This is a genomic window from Pseudomonas sp. SDO55104_S430 (assembly GCF_054070595.1).
The window spans coordinates 1-17,560 of sequence record NZ_JBSVXG010000127.1; the positions used below are offsets into that span (position 1 = coordinate 1).

Sequence of the window (17,560 nt, forward strand, 5' to 3'; positions counted from 1 at the left end):
AAAAGATGGGACTGCTGCGCAGTCCAACGGGGGCAAGCCCCCTCGCCACAGGTATTTGCTTTAGCTCTATCAGCGCTGAACAACCCGCAGTGCGTTCTGTTCTTTCGGCAGAACCCGCTTGGCAACAACGTAATGTTTTTCCCAGTACGGCTTCTTCAAGGTATCGATGCTCACCGACTTGCCACGGCGAGGTGCGTGGATGAAGCGGTCGTTACCCAGGTAGATGGCAACGTGATTGACTCGACGGCTCTTGATGTTGAAGAAAATCAAGTCACCGGGCTTGAGGTCGGCGCGCTCGACTTTCTCGCCGTGACCGCTGGCCATGGCGTTGGACGTGCGTGGCAGGTCGAAGGTGGCGTCGTTGAACGCGTATTTCACTAGACCGCTGCAGTCGAAACCTTTGCTCGGGCTGCTGCCGCCCCAACGGTACGGAGTACCGAGGACATTCACGGCGCGGCTAAGCACGTTGCTGCTTTCCTTGGTCGCCATCGGCGGAACCAGGCCGCTTTTGCTGCTGCTCAGTTGAGGAGCGGTTTTGACCGATTTCTTGCTTTTGCTCGAAGGAGCCGAAGCATGGGATTTTGGGGTGTAACCATTAACGTTCGGAAGACGTTGCTCACGATTGGTGGCGTGGGCGGCCAGTGGCAATAATAGGCAAATGGTTAGCCATGTCTTAAAAAATGGACGCATCAGGCAGGGCTCGTATTGGTTAGCGCGAAACTTTATAACAGCTTTTTTTTGATTCCCGAGGCCGTTGGTCGATTCCACTTTGGTCTAACGGAACCAAATAAGCGTCAAACTGACGCAATTGTCGGACAGGAGTCAGGTGGTACAAGGGTTTCACGGGTCACAAGGTAGCACCTGCCATCCGTCGGCCACTCGTAAAAAAGTCACAAAGATTTAAAGAATATTTATCTATCGCGTGAATTGAGGTCATTGATGAACCCCTATCAGCAGTCAGTGGCGCAGCAAGACACCCACAGCAAAGTGATCGGTTATCTGCTGTGGATTTTCGGTTTTACCGGGGCTCACCGCTTTTATTACGGAAAGCCGGTGACCGGGACGATCTGGTTTTTCACCCTCGGTTTGCTGGGCATAGGCTGGCTGATCGACGTGTTCCTGATCCCGGCCATGGACCGTGAAGCGGACCTGCGCTTCACCGCCGGGCCCATCGAATACAACGTGGCGTGGATTCTGCTGACGTTTCTCGGGGTGTTCGGCGTGCACCGGATGTATCAGGGCAAGTGGATCAGCGGCCTGATCTACCTGCTGACGGGCGGGTTGTTCTTCGTGGGGGTGCTGTATGACTTCTGGACGTTGAATGACCAGGTTTCGTTGCGTAACTCTCAGAGCCGGGTGACCTTTCAGTAACCCATCGCGAGCAGGCTCGCTCCCACACTGGATCTGTGAACGACACAAATCCCCTGTGGGAGCGAGCCTGCTCGCGATTGCGGTGGGCGGTGGTTACGCCTGATGGCTGATCCGGCCATCCACCAGTGTATAACGCACCACGCCCGGCAGGCTGTGGCCGATGAACGGGCAGTTCTCGCCCTTGGACAGCCAGGTCTCGCCGGCGACGGTCGAGGCCGCCGGGTCGAACAGCACGATATCCGCCGCACCACCCACCGCCAGTTTGCCCGCCGGCAGGCGCATTGCCTCAGCAGGGCCGGCACTCAGACGTGCCAGCAGCGTCGGCAGATCCAGCAAACCATCTTCCACCAGTGTCATCGCCAGCGGCAGCAGCAGTTCAACGCTGCTGATGCCCGGCTCGGTGGCACCGAACGGTGCCAGTTTGGCGTCGCGCTCGTGGGGCTGGTGGTGGCTGGAAATGGCCGATACCACTCCGGACTTCACCGCTTCGCGCAGGCCGTCGCGGTCGGCGCGAGTGCGCAGCGGCGGCTGGACGTGATAGAGGCTGCTGAAGTCGATCAATGCTTCATCGGTCAGGATCAGCTGGTACAGCGCCACATCGGCGGTGACCTTCAAACCACGGGCCTGAGCCTGGGCGATCAGCGCGACGCCGCGAGCGCTGGTGAGCTGGCTGAAGTGCGCGCGCACGCCGGTCTGCTCAACCAGCAGCAGATCCCGGGCCAGGGCCACGGTTTCGGCGGTCTCCGGAATGCCCGGCAGGCCTAGGAAGCTCGCGGTCGGGCCTTCGTGGGCCAGGCCGCCATCGGCCAGATCGTGATCCTGGGAGTTGAAAATCACCGTCAGGTCGAAAGTAGCCGCGTAGTCCAGCGCCCGGCAGAGGGTGCGGGTGTTGCGAAAGCTCTCCAGACCGTTGCCGAAGGCCACGCAACCGGCATCGCGCAGGGCGACCAGTTCCGCCAACTGTTCGCCGTCCAGGCCTTTGCTCAAGGCGCCGATCGGGAACACCTTGGTGTTGCCGGCTTCACGGGCGCGGTCGAGGATCAGTTCAGCCACGGCCGAAGTGTCCAGCACCGGTTTGGTCTTTGGCGGGCAGCAGAGGCTGGTCACGCCACCGGCCGCGGCGGCGCGGGTTTCGCTGACGATCGAGCCCTTGCGGCTGTAGCCCGGCTCGCGCAGGGCGACGTTGAGGTCGACCAGGCCAGGGGCGGCCACCAGACCTTTGGCGTCGATGGTGTCGACCGCGACGAAACCGGCTGGCGCGGCGCCAAGGGCGACGATCTTGCAGGCTTCGATGTGGATATCGGTGACTTGATCCAGGCCGCTGGCCGGATCGATGACGCGGGCGCCAAGAATGCTGAGCTTCACTGCACGTTCTCCTGCTCGAATTGACGCTGCGCGGTCTGCCCGCTCATGGCCATGGACAGCACGGCCATGCGAATCGCGATGCCGTAGGTCACCTGATTTAGGATCACCGAGTGCGGACCGTCGGCCACCGCCGACTCGATCTCCACGCCACGGTTGATCGGCCCCGGGTGCATCACGATGCAATCGGGCTTGGCGCCGGCCAGGCGTGCGGTGGTCAGACCGAACAGACGGTAGAACTCGCCTTCGCTCGGCAGCAGGCCGCCGGTCATGCGCTCACGCTGCAGGCGCAGCATGATCACCACGTCGACGTCTTTCAGGCCTTCGGTCATGTCGGTGTAAACCTTCACGCCGTATTGCTCGACGCCGATCGGCAGCAGGGTTTTCGGCGCGATCACGCGGATGTCCGGGCAGCCGAGGGTTTTCAGGGCCAGCATGTTCGAGCGCGCGACCCGCGAGTGCAGGATGTCGCCGACGATGGCCACCGAGAGGTTTTCGAAACTGCCCTTGTGCCGGCGGATGGTCAGCATGTCGAGCATGCCCTGGGTCGGGTGGGCGTGACGGCCGTCGCCGCCATTGATGATCGCCACCTGCGGGCACACGTGTTCGGCGATGAAGTGCGCGGCGCCGGAATCACCGTGGCGCACGACGAACATGTCGGCAGCCATGGCTTCCAGGTTGCGCAGCGTATCGAGCAGGGTTTCCCCCTTGCTCGCCGACGATGTCGACACGTTCAGGGTGATCACGTCCGCCGACAGGCGCTGGGCCGCCAGTTCGAAGGTGGTGCGGGTACGAGTGGAGTTCTCGAAGAACACGTTGCACACGGTCTTGCCGCGCAGCAGCGGTACTTTCTTGACCGCCCGGGCGCCGACTTCGAGGAAGGAGTCGGCGGTGTCGAGGATTTCCGTCAGCAGCTCGCGGCGCAGACCGTCGAGCGAAAGGAAATGGCGCAGCTGGCCCTGATCATTGAGCTGCAGCGGGCGCTTGGTTTCTGGAGGCGTCATCGCGAGGGGGACTCTCAATAGGGCGGATTAAAGGGCAAGGTCCTGGATTTCGAGCTCAAGCTCAGGGCCGGACAGTTTCACCCGCTCGTGGGTGGCCAGGGACAGGGTCGCACCCAGCACGTTCGGGCGGATCGGCAGTTCTCCGGCGTCCAGATCGAGCAGGCACACCAGGGTCACGCTGGCCGGACGGCCGTAGTCGAAGAGTTCGTTCATGGCGGCGCGGATGGTCCGGCCGCTCATCAACACGTCATCGATCAGCACCAGATGCTGGCCTTCGATCTCGAACGGCAGTGCCGAGGGGCGCACTTGCGGGTGCAGGCCGTTCTGGCTGAAGTCGTCGCGGTAGAAGGAAACGTCGAGCGTGCCGAGGGGCTCATCGCTGCCCAGCTCCTTGAGCAGGGCCTGGGCGACCCAGACGCCGCCGGTACGGATACCGATGTAGCGCGGTTCGCTGATGCCACGGTGTTCCAGGTGTGCCTTGAGGCTGATCGCCATCTGGCTGATCAGTTCGGCGGGATTGGGCAGGCTCATGGTTGCTCCTTCTTGGGCCCGAGGCCGGTGCTGCTGGAAGTGGCTCGGGGTATCACTAAAAGAGCCGCTAGGCGGCTCTTCGGGTTTAAGTGCATCAGGTTTCGAACAGCGCGCCGTTTTCGTCGAGCCAGCCTTGCAGCAGCAGGGCGGCGGCGATGGCGTCGACCGGGTTGTCGCGGTAGCTGCCTTTCTGTCCGCCCCGGGCCAGGCGTTCGCCCTTGGCTTCGTAGGTGGTCAGGCGTTCATCGTGGGTATAGAAGGGCAGGTTGAAACGGCCGTTGAGGCGACGGGCGAATTTCTCCGCACGCACGCACATGTCGCTGGGCGTGCCGTCCATGTTCAGCGGCAGGCCGACCACCACGGCGTCAGGCTTCCACTCTTTAATGAGGGCTTCGACCTGATCCCAGTCGGGAATGCCGTTCTGCGCTTTCAAGGTGCACAGCTCGCGGGCCTGGCCGGTAATCACCTGGCCGACCGCTACGCCGATCTGTTTGGTGCCGTAATCAAAACCCAGGATCAACCGCAGGGCCATCAGGCGTGCCCCGCCTGGCTGGTGAGCAGGCTCAAGTTGACGCCAAGGTGCTTGGCCGCCGCCTCCAGACGCAGTTCGCTGCTGGTGTTGAACAGGATGTTGGCGTCGAACGGGCAGGTCAGCCAGGCGTTCTGCGACAGTTCGGACTCCAACTGCCCCGCTTCCCAGCCAGCGTAACCGAGGGCGATCACGCTTTTCGCCGGGCCGACGCCATCGGCGATGGCGAACAGCACGTCCTGGGAGGTCGACAGGGACAGATCGCCTTCCAGATCAACGGTCGCCTGGTAGGACTGTCCCGACGGATGCAGGACAAAGCCGCGATCGGTCTGCACGGGTCCGCCGATGAAGATCGGTACATGCTGGCAGAGGGCAGGCGGCTCGATATCGGGGCGCAGTTGCTCAAGGATGTCGGCCAGATTCAGGTCTTGCGGACGGTTGACCACCAGCCCCATGGCGCCATTGGCCGTGTGCTCGACGATATACGTCAAGGTGTGGGCAAAGTTCGGGTCGGCCATGTGAGGCATGGCGATCAGGAAGTGATGCTTGAGGTAGCTGGGGCTGACGTTTTTCATGACCGCTAGTGTGGCGTTCGAGGGGCGAACTGACAAGCTGGGGATGGCGCAATTTGGCTGGCGATGCGGATCAAATGTGGGAGCGGGCTTGCTCGCGAAGGCGTCAGGTCAGTGTCATTGATGTTGAATGACACACCGCATTCGCGAGCAAGCCGGCTCCCACGGGGGATCGTGTGGGGCCATATGCGGGATCAGTTGCTGGAAAGGCGGTCGCCGCGGGCGAATTTCCAGGTCCGGATGATTTCCAGGCGGTCGATGTCCGACAGGTCGCCGGTGAACGGCGCAAAGGGTGCGGCCAGGCGCACGATGCGCTGGGCGGCCTGGTCCAGCAGCGGTTGTCCGGAGGACTCCAGCACCAGCACTTCATACAGCGAGCCGTCGCGGTTGATCGAGACCATCAGGCGCAGGTTGCCGTAGATCTGTTTGCGCCGGGCTTCGTCGGGATAGTTGAGGTTGCCGATGCGCTCGACTTTCTTGCGCCATTCGTCCTTGTACCAGGCACCTTTGTCGCGCATGGTCGAGGCGGCGCTCAGGCGGTGGATGCGCGGGCGCTTGGCGTACAGCTGCTGTTCATTGGCCAGCTCCGCTTCCAGGCTGGCAATGTCGCTGGACAGTTGCTCGCTGTCGAAGGTCGGCGCGGCCACCGCGGGTTTGGTGACCGGCTTGGGTTCTTCGGTCTTGGTGGCGGCTTTTTTCGGCTTTGGCGCAACGGTGGTCACCGCCGCCTTGGGTGCGGTCTCCTGCACCTCGGGCTTGGCCGCGGGCGGAGGGGTGACCTTCTGCACCTTGTTGTCCTGGAAGGGCGCGACCTCTGTGGTCTTGGGGATGGCCTTCTTATCCAGGGTGCCGCTGCCTTGCTGGTTCTCCTGGGCGAGGAAGTCGGCTTTCTCCGGCTTCTTTTCGCTTTTGAAGGTGGCGAGGGTGATTTCCAGGGTTTTACTGATTTGTTTGGGCTCGACCATCGTGAAACCGACGCCCAGCAGCAACGCCAGATGCACCAGCGCCGCCAGAAACAGGGTAAAACCGAGACGATCAGCCGCGCGCACGCCCGTATGGGCAAGTTCGGCGGGCAGATCGGATGGGAGGGTCATGGCAAAAAAACCAACATCGCGTTTTTCACAGGCCGGGCATGATAACGCAATGTTGGTTTTTAGCTTCAAGCTTCAAGTGGCAAGCGACAAACTGTTTGTCAGGCCTTTTTGGCTTGCAGCTTCTTCTCAATGGCATCCATCAGCATGCCGCCAATGTCAGTGCCGAAGGCGTTGTCGATTTCGCGGATGCAGGTCGGGCTGGTGACGTTGATTTCGGTCAGGTGCTCGCCGATCACGTCCAGGCCCACGAACAGCAGGCCTTTCTCGCGCAGGGTCGGACCGACCTGGGCGGCGATCCAGCGATCTTTCTCGCTCAGCGGACGGGCTTCGCCACGGCCTCCGGCGGCGAGGTTGCCACGGGTTTCGCCCGCGGCAGGGATGCGCGCCAGGCAGTAATCCACAGGCTCGCCGTCGATCATCAGGATGCGCTTGTCGCCATCCTTGATCGCCGGCAGGTAGGCCTGGCCCATGATCTGCTGGTTACCCAGGGCAGTCAGGGTTTCCAGAATCACCGACAGGTTCGGATCGCCGGCGCGGTGACGGAAGATCGACGTGCCACCCATGCCGTCCAGCGGCTTGAGGATCACGTCGCCGTGCTTGGCGGCGAAATCACGCAATACATCGGCGCGACGGCTGACAACGGTCGGCGGCGTGCACTGTGGAAACAGCGTGGCGAACAGCTTTTCGTTGCAGTCGCGCAGGCTCTGCGGCTTGTTGACCACCAGCACGCCGGCGGTTTCGGCCTGTTCCAGCAGATACGTGGAATAGACGAACTCCATGTCGAACGGCGGATCCTTGCGCATCAGGATCACGTCCAGGTCGCTCAGCAGGGCATCCTGCTCGGCTTCCAGTTCGAACCATTTCTCCGGGTTGGCGAATACCTTGAGCGGACGCATGCGCGCCCGGGCCTGGCCTTCGGCCTGGTAGAGGTCGCGCTGTTCCATATAGAACAGTTCCCAGCCGCGCTTCTGCGCGGCCAGCAGCATGGCCAGCGAGCTATCCTTTTTATAGGAGATGCTGGCGATAGGGTCCATGACAATCCCGACGCGAACGCTCATGGGTCTTTCCTCAAAATTTTGGGGGCATGTGATGACCTGTAGGAGCGAGCTTGCTCGCGATGCACTCGAGAACGCCGCGGGGCATCAGGTACCCAGCGTCATCGTTGGCGACCATCGCGAGCAAGCTCGCTCCTACAGAAGATCGGCGTGAAAAGTGGCGTCAGAGTGGCGCCGAGTGTGTTCCCGGTCAAGGAAAAACCGCCGCGCCGGTCGGCCGATAGATTGGCATGGGAGACTGTGCTAAAAAGGCTGCCAAGTGGTACTGGCCCTTGCGTATCAAGGGCTTCGAGCCTTCCGGTTACCGGAAATGGACAAATAGATTCGCAAAGGCGACGGCAGAGCATTTATGGAACAGCATTCCAGCGCCTTGAAGGTCATGGTGATCGACGATTCGAAAACGATTCGCCGCACCGCCGAAACGCTGCTCAAAAACGTCGGTTGTGAGGTCATTACGGCCATCGACGGCTTCGATGCGCTGGCCAAGATTGCCGATAACCATCCCGGCATCATCTTCGTCGACATCATGATGCCGCGCCTGGATGGCTATCAGACCTGCGCCCTGATCAAGAACAACAGTGCCTTCAAGTCCACGCCAGTGATTATGCTGTCGTCCAAGGACGGGCTGTTCGACAAGGCCAAGGGGCGCATCGTCGGTTCCGATCAATTTTTGACCAAGCCTTTCAGCAAGGAAGAACTGCTCAACGCGATCCAGGCCCATGTCCCGGGCTTCGCCGCCGTTTTGCCGCAGTAAGACACCTACAGTGACGCTCGGCCAACGGGCCCTGCGTCGACAAGAATGGGGAAGACCATGGCACGTATTCTGATCGTCGATGACTCGCCGACTGAAATGTACAAACTGACCGGCATGCTGGAAAAGCACGGTCATGAAGTCCTGAAAGCCGAAAACGGCGCGGACGGCGTGGCCCTGGCCCGCCTGGAAAAACCCGACGCGGTGCTGATGGACATCGTCATGCCTGGCCTGAACGGCTTCCAGGCCACCCGCCAGCTGACCAAGGACCCGGAAACCGGGCACATCCCGGTGATCATCATCACCACCAAGGATCAGGAAACCGACAAGGTCTGGGGCACTCGCCAGGGCGCGAAGGATTACCTGACCAAGCCGGTGGACGAAGAAACCCTGCTCAAAACCCTGAACAACGTGTTGAACGGTTGATCGCGCGGTCATGACCGAGTCGCTGACGGCTTTCGAGTTGCTGCTGCAGATCGACCAGCGCTGTCGCCTGCTGGCGGCAGAATTGCCGTCGCAGCCAACCGGGCAGGAACACTGGAGCGGCATCGGTTTCCGTCTGGGCGATCACTGGTACGTCGCGCCCATGAGCGAAGTCAGCGAAGTGCTGCACGAACCGCGCTTCACCCAGGTGCCGGGGGTCAGGTCCTGGGTCAAGGGCGTGGCCAACCTGCGCGGGCGCCTGCTGCCGATCATGGACCTGGGTGGTTTCCTGGGGCATGAGCTGTCCACGGCACGCCGGCAGCGACGGGTGCTGGTGGTGGAACATCAGGAAGTGTTCGCCGGGCTGATGGTCGATGAAGTCTTCGGCCTGCAGCATTTTGCCCAGGACAGCCTGGAGCCGGTGGATACGCTGGACGGCCCGATGGCGCCGTTCATTCAGGGCCGCTTCGAGCGCGAGCAGAGTTGGCAGGTGTTCAGCCCTTTTGCGCTGGCGCAGTCACAAGGGTTCATGAACATCGCGGTATAAACGCGGTTGCCTGCTTTTTGTGGGAGCGAGCCTGCTCGCGATGATGCATCTGCGACATGGGTGTCGATTGGCACCCCATCGCGAGCAGGCTCGCTCCCACAAAGGGGCAGGCCGGCGTAAAAAGGGTTAACAGGCGAAGACCGATGATAAAAGCTAAAACAGGCAAGCCAATGGAAGGGTCGCGCAGTCGTTCGCAGATCATCGCGCTGTTCATCGCGTTGATCATTTTCATCATGTTGCTGTTCGCCAACTTCGCCTACCTCAACACCCAGGCCACGTACGACAAGCAGTACATCGGACACGCCGGCGAACTGCGCGTGCTGTCCCAGCGCATTGCCAAGAACGCCACCGAAGCCGCCGCCGGCAAGGCCGCGGCGTTCAAGTTGCTCAGCGATGCGCGCAATGACTTTGCCCAGCGCTGGAGCTATCTGAAAAAAGGCGACCCCGTCACCGGCCTGCCGCCGGCGCCGCCAGCCGTGCGCCCGGAAATGCGCGCGGTGCAACTGGACTGGGAACGCCTGCTGAAAAACACCGACGCTATCCTCACCAGCGAGCAGACCGTGCTCTCGCTGCATCAGGTCGCCGCGACCCTGGCCGAAACCGTGCCGCAGTTGCAGGTCGAATACGAAAAAGTCGTGGAAATCCTCCTGCAACGGGGTGCTCCCGCGGCCCAAGTGGCGATGGCCCAGCGTCAGTCGCTTCTGGCCGAGCGCATCCTTGGCGCAGTGAACACGGTGCTGTCCGGCGATGAAAACTCCCAGCAGGCCGCCGACGCCTTCGGTCGCGATGCCGCGCGTTTCGGCCAGGTGCTCAACGGCATGCTGAACGGCAACGTGGCATTGCGGGTCAGCCAGGTCGAAGATCGCGATGCGCGGGCGCGCCTGATGGAGATTTCCGAACTGTTCGAATTCGTCTCCGGCTCCGTGGATGAGATCCTCGAAACTTCGCCCGAACTGTTCAAGGTCCGCGAGTCGGCCACCAACATTTTCAGCCTGTCGCAAACCCTGCTCGACGAAGCCTCGCACCTGGCCAGCGGTTTCGAAAACCTCGCCGGCGGGCGCGACACCGACACCATCGGCGGCTATGTGCTGGGCCTGGCGGCGCTGGCGTCGATTATCCTGATCGGCATGGTCATGGTCCGCGAAACCAACCGCCAGTTGCGGGAAACCGCCGAGAAGAACGAACGCAACCAGAACGCGATCATGCGCCTGCTCGATGAGATCGAGGACCTGGCCGACGGCGACCTGACCGTGACCGCCTCGGTGACCGAAGACTTCACCGGGACCATCGCCGACTCCATCAACTATTCCGTGGACCAACTGCGCGATCTGGTGGCGACCATCAACCTCACCGCCGGGCAGGTCGCCGCCGCCGTGCAGGAAACCCAGGCCACCGCCATGCACCTGGCCCAGGCCTCCGAACATCAGGCCCAGCAGATCAGCGAGGCCTCCACCGCGATCAACGACATGGCCGAATCCATCGATCAGGTCTCGGCCAACGCCGCCGAATCCTCGGCGGTAGCCGAGCGCTCCGTGGAAATCGCCAACAAGGGCAACGAAGTGGTGCACAACACCATCCACGGCATGGACAACATTCGCGAGCAGATCCAGGACACTGCCAAGCGCATCAAGCGCCTGGGCGAGTCGTCCCAGGAAATCGGCGACATTGTCAGCCTGATCGATGACATTGCCGATCAGACCAACATCCTGGCCCTCAACGCGGCGATCCAGGCGTCCATGGCCGGCGACGCCGGGCGCGGTTTTGCGGTGGTGGCCGACGAAGTACAGCGGTTGGCGGAACGTTCATCGGCGGCAACCCGGCAGATCGAGACGCTGGTGCGGGCGATCCAGACCGACACCAACGAAGCGGTGATTTCCATGGAGCAGACCACCACCGAAGTGGTGCGCGGCGCGCGTCTGGCGCAGGATGCCGGTGTGGCCCTGGAGGAAATCGAAGGCGTATCCAAAACCCTCGCGGCGCTGATCCAGAGCATTTCCAACGCCGCACAACAACAGACGTCGTCTGCCGGCCAGATTTCCCTGACCATGAACGTGATCCAGCAGATCACCACGCAGACGTCGTCCGGCTCCACCGCCACTGCCGAGAGCATCGGCAACCTGGCGAAAATGGCCAGCCAGCTGCGCCGTTCGGTGTCCGGTTTCACCTTGCCGGCCACCAAGGAGCCGGTGACGGACAACGCTTGAACCGCCCATGGGCGCTTGAACCTTGAATGAAGTGGGATGTGGAGTGGTTATGGGTGATCGGCACGACTATGTGGCCCTCGAATGGGTCAAGGGCGAGATTGCCGAAACGCTGAAGCAGGCTCATCACGCGATCGAAACCTTGCTTGATGACCCGCAGGCGACGCACGCCCTGAGCGATTGCCTGGCGTGCATCCATCAGGTTCACGGCAGTTTGCAGATGGTCGAGTTCTACGGCGCGGCCCTGCTCGCCGAAGAAATGGAGCATCTGATCGTCGCCCTGCAGAACGATCGCGTCAGCCATCGTGACGAAGCGCTGCACCTGATGCTCCAGGCCCTGGGGCAATTGCCGATCTACCTTGACCGGGTCCAGAGTGCGCGCCGCGATCTGCCGCTGGTGGTGCTGCCGTTGATCAACGACCTGCGCAGCGCTCGGGGCGAAAGTCTGCTCTCGGAAACCAGCCTGTTCACCCCGCAACTGCCGGATTTGCCGCCCTTGAACGCCGAGGAACTGGCGCTGCTGGAGCCGGCCGATCTGCCCAATGTGCTGCGCAAGTTGCGGCAGATGCTGCAAATGGCCCTGGCTGGTCTGCTCCGCGAGGAAGACGGCGACACCAACCTTGGCTATCTGACCAAAGTCTTTTCCCGCCTCGAAAACCTGTGTGGCAACGCGCCCCTGAGCCCGCTGTGGCAGGTTGCCTCGGCGTTGGTCGAAGGCATGCGCGACGGTGTGATCGCCAACAGCCCGGCGCTGCGCAGTCTGTTCAAGGACGCCGACAAGGAACTCAAACGCCTGCTCGAGCAGGGTATTGCCGCGATCAATCAGCCGGCGCCGCTGGAGCTGCTCAAGAGTTTGTTGTTCTACATAGCCAAGGCCGAACACCCCACCGGGCAGATGCTGACCATGAAAGAACGCTACGGATTGGATGATGCGCTGCCGGACAGCGCGATGGTCGACGAAGAGCGCGCACGCCTGGCCGGTCCCGACCGCGATGCCATGCGTTCGGTGCTCGCGGCCCTGTGCGAGGAGCTGGTGCGGGTCAAGGAGCGCCTGGACCTGTTCGTACGCAGTGACCGTCAGCACACTTCAGACCTCGACAGCCTGCTCGCGCCCCTGCGGCAGATCGCCGATACCTTGGCGGTGCTGGGTTTCGGCCAGCCGCGCAAGGTCATCATCGACCAGTTGGCGGTGGTGCTGAGCCTGGTCCAGGGCCAGCGCGCCCCCGATGACGCGACCCTGATGGACGTCGCCGGAGCCTTGCTCTACGTCGAGGCGACCCTGGCCGGCATGGTCGGCACCGTCGAGCCCGAGAGCCAGGAAGAAGACGCCCTGCCGACCACCGACCTGACGCAGATCCATCAGATCGTGATCAAGGAAGCGCGCATCTGCCTGCAACAGGCCAAGGACATGATCGTCGACTACATCGATGCCGACTGGGACCGTCAGCATTTGCAGCCGCTGCCGGCCTTGCTGACTCAGGTACGCGGCGCGCTGGCGATGATTGCGCTGAGCCGCGCGGCCAGCCTGGTGGAAACCTGCAATCACTTCATCCGCGAGCATCTGTTGCTTGAGCGGGGCCAGCCGGACTGGCAGGAACTGGACAGCCTGGCCGACGTCATCGCCAGCCTCGAGTACTACCTCGAGCGTCTCAACGACGACCCGGAAGCGCCCGGTGAACAGTTGCTCGACATCGCCGAACAAAGCCTGGCGACCCTCGGCTTCTTTCCTGATGAAGAGCCCAGTGAACAACAAGTGCCGGTGCTGGACGATGTGCTCAGCGCCAGTGAAGCGCAGTCCCTGCAATATCAGCAGGAACTGGATGCTCCGGCCATCGCCCAGACTCTGGCCGATGTATTGGCCAGCCCTGTATCGGCCCTCAATCCCCCGGCCAAGACCACGCCCGGCAGCCTGTTGCCGCCGCCCGCAGGCGAAGAGCCGGTGGACGATGAATTGCGCGAAGTGTTCCTCGAAGAAACCGACGAGGTGCTGGAAATCCTTCGCGAGTACCTGCCGCGCTGGTCGATCAACCCCGACAACCGCTCGGCTCTGAGCGAATTGCGCCGCGCCTTCCATACTCTGAAGGGCAGCGGTCGGATGGTTCGTGCGCTGGTGATCGGCGAGCTGGCCTGGGCGGTGGAAAACCTGCTCAACCGGGTACTCGAAGGCAGCGTCGAGCCGGGCGCCACGGTGCAGCAACTGATCGGCGATGTACTGAATGTGTTGCCGGAATTGGTCGCCGAATACGCCGCCCATGCCCAGCGTCAGCGCAGCGATGTCGATCAGATGGCCGCCCGCGCCCATGCGCTGGCCAAGGGCGATGAGCCATTGTCCGATGAGGACACGCAAGACGTCTCGGCCCTCGATCCGCTGCTGCTGGAGATCTTCCGCAAAGAAGCGGAAACGCATTTGAGCGCGATTAATCGCTTCCTCGACGAAGCCGCCGAGCATGTGCCGTTGCAGGCCAGCGATGCCTTGCTGCGGGCATTGCACACGCTTAAGGGCAGCGCTTCGATGGCCGGTGTCTTGCCGATCGTCGAGCTGGCCGTGCCACTGGAGCAACTGGCCCGCGAGTACAAGGCCCACCAGATCGCCCTGGATCTGGATGAAGTCGAAGTGCTGCTGGAAGCCGAAGGCTTGTTCCTCCTCGGTTTGCGTCAGCTCAAGAGGGATCCGCTGGCGGAGATTCCCCACGCCCACGAGCTGATCGAACGGGCCAGGTCGTTGCTGGCCGAACGGCTGCAAAGCCTTGAGGACGCGCCCAGCAGCAGCCCGCGGATCAAGCGTGATCCGCAGTTGATCAACAACTTCCTGGCCCAGGGCATGGACATCCTGCTGGACGCCGAAAGCCTGTTGCAGCGCTGGCAGCAGCACCCCGGCGAGCGCCAGGAACTCAGTGCGCTGCTGGACGAGTTGACCACTCTGGGCGAAGGCGCGCACCTGGCCGATCTGCACCCGGTGGATGAACTGTGCGAAGCCTTGCTCGACCTCTACGGTGCCGTGGAAGAGAGTAGCCTGGCGGTCAGCGAGGTGTTTTTCCGGGAAGCGCAAAGTGCCCACGAAGCGCTCATCGATATGCTCGACGAACTGGCGGCGGGCCAGGAAGTCAGCCCGCGCCCGGACCGTGTTCGTGCCCTGCAAGGCTTGCTCAACGAGAGCCTCGACCCGTCGGCCATGGGCCTGATTCGCAGCGACGGCAGCCGCACCCTGAGCATTCGCGAACTGGGCGACGTCACCGCCGATCTGGCACAGACCGCGACCGATGTGGCGCTGGACGACGAGATCGTTTCGATCTTCCTCGAAGAAGGTTTCGACATCATCGAGAGCTCCGGCGCGGCGCTGTCGCGCTGGCAGGCCGAGCCTTCGAACCGCCAGGAAGTGGAAACCCTGCTGCGCGACCTGCACACCCTCAAGGGAGGCGCGCGCATGGTGGAAATCACGCCGATCGGCGATCTGGCCCATGAGCTGGAATTTCTCTACGAAGGTTTGTCCACGGGCCTGCTGAAACCCTCAGGCGCATTGTTCGAGCTGCTGCAACGCAGCCACGATCGGTTGGCGCAGATGCTCGATGCGGTCCGCGCCGGAGAGCCGTTGCCACCGGCGGACAACTTGCTCGATGCGATCCGCAACTTCAGCCATCCCTCGGTTCCCGAGTTGCCGGCTGCTCAAACCCCGGCCCCCGAAACGCCGCCAGCGGTCGCGCAGCCCGTCGCGGTCAAGGCTGAAACGCCGTTGCAGCCGGCCGATCCCAATGCCGACATGGTCAAGGTCTCGGCAGAGCTGCTCGACGATCTGGTCAACCTGGCGGGCGAGACGTCGATCTTTCGCGGCCGCATCGAACAGCAGGTCAGCGATGCGCAAGTGGCGTTGAACGAGATGGAAACCACCATCGAGCGGATGCGTGATCAGCTGCGCCGCCTCGACATCGAAACCCAAGGCCGGATACTCAGCCGACAACAGGAAGCCGAGCGCCTGGGCTACGAAGAATTCGACCCGCTGGAGATGGACCGTCACTCGCAGTTGCAGCAGTTGTCGCGGGCCTTGTTCGAGTCCGCCTCCGACCTGCTCGACCTCAAGGAAACCCTCGACCGGCGCAATCAGGACGCGGAGAACCTGCTGCAACAGCAGGGCCGCATCAACACCGAATTGCAGGAAGGCCTGATGCGCACGCGCATGGTGCCGTTCGAGCGCATGCTGCCGCGCCTGAAACGTATCGTGCGCCAGGTGGCGGGCGAGCTGGGCAAGGATGTGGAATTCGTCGTCGGCAACGCCGAAGGCGAGATGGACCGCAACGTGCTCGAACGCATGGCCGCGCCGCTGGAACACATGCTGCGCAATGCCGTCGACCATGGCCTTGAGTCCGCCGAGGTGCGCGCCGCGGCGGGCAAGCCGGCGCAGGGGCGGATCACCCTCGATCTGCTGCGCGAAGGCGGCGACATGATTTTCGACATCCGCGACGACGGTGCCGGCGTGCCTATGGACGCCGTGCGGCGCAAGGCGATCAAGCGCGGCCTGATCGAAGAACACAGCGACATCAGCGACCGTGACGTGCTGCAATTCATCATGCAGCCGGGCTTTTCCACCGCCGAGAAAATCACCCAGATCTCCGGTCGCGGCGTCGGCATGGACGTGGTGCATGAAGAGGTGCGGCAGCTGGGCGGCAGCATGAGCATCGATTCGGTGCCGGGGCAGGGCGTGCATTTCCGCATTCGCCTGCCGTTCACCGTGTCGGTGAACCGGGCGCTGATGGTGCAGTGCGGCGAGGATCAATATGCGATTCCGCTGAACACCATCGACGGCATCGTCCGTGTGTTGCCCAATGAACTCGAAGGGCATTTTCGCCTTGATCCGCCGGCTTACGAATACGCCGGGCAGCGCTACGAGTTGTGCTATCTGGGCGATCTTCTGAAAACCCATCCGCGGCCGAAACTGTCGGCCCAGAGCCTGCCGTTGCCGGTGCTGCTGGTGCAGTGCAACGATCGTCATGTCGCGGTGCAGGTCGACGCCATGGCCGGCACCCGGGAGATCGTGGTCAAGAGCCTCGGCCCGCAGTTCGCGGCGGTGCAGGGGGTTTCCGGGGCGACGATTCTTGGGGATGGCCGTGTGGTGCTGATTCTCGATCTGCTGGCGCCGATCCGCGCCATGCAGGCCCACGTACCGCAACGCCCGCCGGTGCAGGACAGCGAATTCGAACCGCAGAAACCGTTGCTGGTGATGGTGGTCGACGACTCGGTCACCGTGCGCAAGGTCACCAGCCGCCTGCTCGAACGCCATGGCATGAACGTGCTGACGGCCAAGGACGGGGTCGACGCGATGATGCTGCTCGAAGAGCACATGCCGGACATCCTGTTGCTGGACATCGAAATGCCGCGCATGGACGGCTTCGAAGTGGCGACGCAGGTGCGCAACGATGAGCGCCTGCAGCACCTGCCGATCATCATGATCACCTCCCGCACCGGCCAGAAACACCGCGACAGGGCCATGGCCATCGGCGTCAACGACTACCTCGGCAAGCCGTACCAGGAATCGGTCCTGCTCGAAAGCATTGCCCTGTGGAGCAAAACCCATGCATGAGCGGCGCCTCAACCAGCGCAGCATCAACCTCACCGGGCTGCTGCTGCCGCTCGCCGACCGTAACCTGATCCTGCCCAACGTCGCGGTCGCCGAACTGATCGACTACCAGCCTGCGGCCTTCGACCTCGACACCCCGCCCTGGTATCTGGGGCGGGTCACCTGGCGCAATCGGCAGATTCCGCTGCTGAGCTTCGAATCTGCCTGCGGCAACAAAATCGTCATCGGCGACCGCGCGCGCATCGTCATTCTCAATGCACTGGGCGGGCGGCCGGAGCTGAAATTCATTGCGATGTTGGTTCAGGGGATTCCGCGGTCGTACAAGCTCGACAGTCAGTTGAGCTATGTGGATGTGCCGCTGTGCCGGCTGGAAAAAGCGGCGGTGCAGGTGGCGGATCAAGTGGCCCGGGTGCCGGATTTGTTGGGGATGGAGGAGTTGTTGGTGGGGGCGGGGTTGGGGGCCTGAGCTGGCTTGTGTTCCGACCTTACCGGCCTCTTCGCGGGCAAGCCTCGCTCCTACAGGATTTGTGGATGTACCCGAAAATCGCAAG

Annotated in this window: 15 protein-coding genes; 7 read left to right on the forward strand and 8 right to left on the reverse strand. The window is 62.5% G+C overall.

What is annotated here, in order from left to right; translation table 11 throughout:
- Positions 1-69: 69 nt before the first annotated feature.
- A complete protein-coding gene (locus tag ACW9JE_RS20205) occupies positions 70-690 on the reverse strand; it encodes a C40 family peptidase (RefSeq protein ID WP_457433733.1) in 621 nt (206 codons plus the stop codon).
- A 249-nt stretch (positions 691-939) separates the two neighbouring features.
- Between ACW9JE_RS20205 and ACW9JE_RS20210 the strand changes: the two genes are divergently transcribed.
- Positions 940-1,371 carry an NINE protein gene (locus ACW9JE_RS20210; protein WP_457433734.1) on the forward strand — a complete coding sequence of 144 codons (432 nt, stop codon included), beginning with the start codon at positions 940-942 and terminating at the stop codon, positions 1,369-1,371.
- Between the two features lie 93 nt (positions 1,372-1,464).
- Here the strand turns inward: ACW9JE_RS20210 and ACW9JE_RS20215 are convergent, their stop codons facing one another.
- The 7 genes from ACW9JE_RS20215 to gshB all read right to left on the reverse strand — a co-directional run bounded on the left by ACW9JE_RS20215 (position 1,465) and on the right by gshB (position 7,521).
- On the reverse strand, positions 1,465-2,736 hold the full coding sequence (locus tag ACW9JE_RS20215) for a dihydroorotase (RefSeq protein WP_457433735.1): 1,272 nt from the start codon (positions 2,734-2,736) through the stop codon (positions 1,465-1,467).
- Entirely contained in the window at positions 2,733-3,737 is a 1,005-nt protein-coding gene (locus ACW9JE_RS20220; protein ID WP_175376676.1) for an aspartate carbamoyltransferase catalytic subunit, read from the reverse strand. The genes ACW9JE_RS20215 and ACW9JE_RS20220 overlap by 4 nt, the downstream gene beginning before the upstream one ends.
- A 27-nt stretch (positions 3,738-3,764) precedes the next feature.
- Positions 3,765-4,268, reverse strand: coding sequence for a bifunctional pyr operon transcriptional regulator/uracil phosphoribosyltransferase PyrR (pyrR, locus tag ACW9JE_RS20225; RefSeq protein WP_224538794.1), 504 nt, complete (start codon positions 4,266-4,268; stop codon positions 3,765-3,767).
- 94 nt (positions 4,269-4,362) lie between these two features.
- On the reverse strand, positions 4,363-4,800 hold the full coding sequence (ruvX, locus tag ACW9JE_RS20230) for a Holliday junction resolvase RuvX (protein ID WP_224538795.1): 438 nt from the start codon (positions 4,798-4,800) through the stop codon (positions 4,363-4,365).
- A complete protein-coding gene (locus ACW9JE_RS20235) occupies positions 4,800-5,372 on the reverse strand; it encodes a YqgE/AlgH family protein (protein ID WP_224538797.1) in 573 nt (190 codons plus the stop codon). Before ACW9JE_RS20235 ends, ruvX begins: the two co-directional genes overlap by 1 nt.
- 191 nt (positions 5,373-5,563) lie before the next feature.
- Positions 5,564-6,463 (reverse strand): energy transducer TonB, encoded by a 900-nt coding sequence (locus ACW9JE_RS20240; RefSeq protein ID WP_224538799.1) that lies wholly within the window; start codon positions 6,461-6,463, stop codon positions 5,564-5,566.
- Positions 6,464-6,561: 98 nt separating this feature from the next.
- Entirely contained in the window at positions 6,562-7,521 is a 960-nt protein-coding gene (gene gshB / locus ACW9JE_RS20245; RefSeq protein ID WP_457433736.1) for a glutathione synthase, read from the reverse strand.
- A gap of 346 nt (positions 7,522-7,867) precedes the next feature.
- On the opposite strand from gshB, the gene pilG reads away from it, so the two are divergent.
- From pilG to ACW9JE_RS20275, 6 genes are all read left to right on the forward strand, one after another.
- Complete coding sequence (gene pilG / locus ACW9JE_RS20250; RefSeq protein ID WP_008152601.1) at positions 7,868-8,272, forward strand: twitching motility response regulator PilG; 405 nt, start codon at positions 7,868-7,870, stop codon at positions 8,270-8,272.
- Positions 8,273-8,329: 57 nt separating this feature from the next.
- On the forward strand, positions 8,330-8,695 hold the full coding sequence (pilH, locus tag ACW9JE_RS20255) for a twitching motility response regulator PilH (RefSeq protein WP_096514418.1): 366 nt from the start codon (positions 8,330-8,332) through the stop codon (positions 8,693-8,695).
- Positions 8,696-8,705: 10 nt separating this feature from the next.
- Positions 8,706-9,239 carry a chemotaxis protein CheW gene (locus ACW9JE_RS20260; RefSeq protein ID WP_457433737.1) on the forward strand — a complete coding sequence of 178 codons (534 nt, stop codon included), beginning with the start codon at positions 8,706-8,708 and terminating at the stop codon, positions 9,237-9,239.
- A 143-nt stretch (positions 9,240-9,382) separates the two neighbouring features.
- On the forward strand, positions 9,383-11,443 hold the full coding sequence (locus ACW9JE_RS20265) for a methyl-accepting chemotaxis protein (protein ID WP_457433738.1): 2,061 nt from the start codon (positions 9,383-9,385) through the stop codon (positions 11,441-11,443).
- 49 nt (positions 11,444-11,492) lie between these two features.
- Complete coding sequence (locus ACW9JE_RS20270; RefSeq protein ID WP_457433739.1) at positions 11,493-17,012, forward strand: Hpt domain-containing protein; 5,520 nt, start codon at positions 11,493-11,495, stop codon at positions 17,010-17,012.
- Complete coding sequence (locus tag ACW9JE_RS20275; protein WP_175376666.1) at positions 17,005-17,475, forward strand: chemotaxis protein CheW; 471 nt, start codon at positions 17,005-17,007, stop codon at positions 17,473-17,475. Before ACW9JE_RS20270 ends, ACW9JE_RS20275 begins: the two co-directional genes overlap by 8 nt.
- Positions 17,476-17,560: the final 85 nt, after the last annotated feature.

What these genes read in the sequence shown, in the direction of transcription:
- pilG (WP_008152601.1), top strand. Translation starts at nt 7,868, where the DNA reads ATGGAACAGCATTCCAGCGCCTTGAAGGTCATGGTGATCGACGATTCG.
- ACW9JE_RS20220 (WP_175376676.1), bottom strand. Translation starts at nt 3,737, where the DNA reads ATGACGCCTCCAGAAACCAAGCGCCCGCTGCAGCTCAATGATCAGGGC.
- ACW9JE_RS20260 (WP_457433737.1), top strand. Translation starts at nt 8,706, where the DNA reads ATGACCGAGTCGCTGACGGCTTTCGAGTTGCTGCTGCAGATCGACCAG.
- ruvX (WP_224538795.1), bottom strand. Translation starts at nt 4,800, where the DNA reads ATGGCCCTGCGGTTGATCCTGGGTTTTGATTACGGCACCAAACAGATC.
- ACW9JE_RS20210 (WP_457433734.1), top strand. Translation starts at nt 940, where the DNA reads ATGAACCCCTATCAGCAGTCAGTGGCGCAGCAAGACACCCACAGCAAA.
- pilH (WP_096514418.1), top strand. Translation starts at nt 8,330, where the DNA reads ATGGCACGTATTCTGATCGTCGATGACTCGCCGACTGAAATGTACAAA.
- pyrR (WP_224538794.1), bottom strand. Translation starts at nt 4,268, where the DNA reads ATGAGCCTGCCCAATCCCGCCGAACTGATCAGCCAGATGGCGATCAGC.
- ACW9JE_RS20235 (WP_224538797.1), bottom strand. Translation starts at nt 5,372, where the DNA reads ATGAAAAACGTCAGCCCCAGCTACCTCAAGCATCACTTCCTGATCGCC.
- ACW9JE_RS20205 (WP_457433733.1), bottom strand. Translation starts at nt 690, where the DNA reads ATGCGTCCATTTTTTAAGACATGGCTAACCATTTGCCTATTATTGCCA.
- ACW9JE_RS20265 (WP_457433738.1), top strand. Translation starts at nt 9,383, where the DNA reads ATGATAAAAGCTAAAACAGGCAAGCCAATGGAAGGGTCGCGCAGTCGT.
- ACW9JE_RS20275 (WP_175376666.1), top strand. Translation starts at nt 17,005, where the DNA reads ATGCATGAGCGGCGCCTCAACCAGCGCAGCATCAACCTCACCGGGCTG.
- ACW9JE_RS20240 (WP_224538799.1), bottom strand. Translation starts at nt 6,463, where the DNA reads ATGACCCTCCCATCCGATCTGCCCGCCGAACTTGCCCATACGGGCGTG.
- ACW9JE_RS20270 (WP_457433739.1), top strand. Translation starts at nt 11,493, where the DNA reads ATGGGTGATCGGCACGACTATGTGGCCCTCGAATGGGTCAAGGGCGAG.
- gshB (WP_457433736.1), bottom strand. Translation starts at nt 7,521, where the DNA reads ATGAGCGTTCGCGTCGGGATTGTCATGGACCCTATCGCCAGCATCTCC.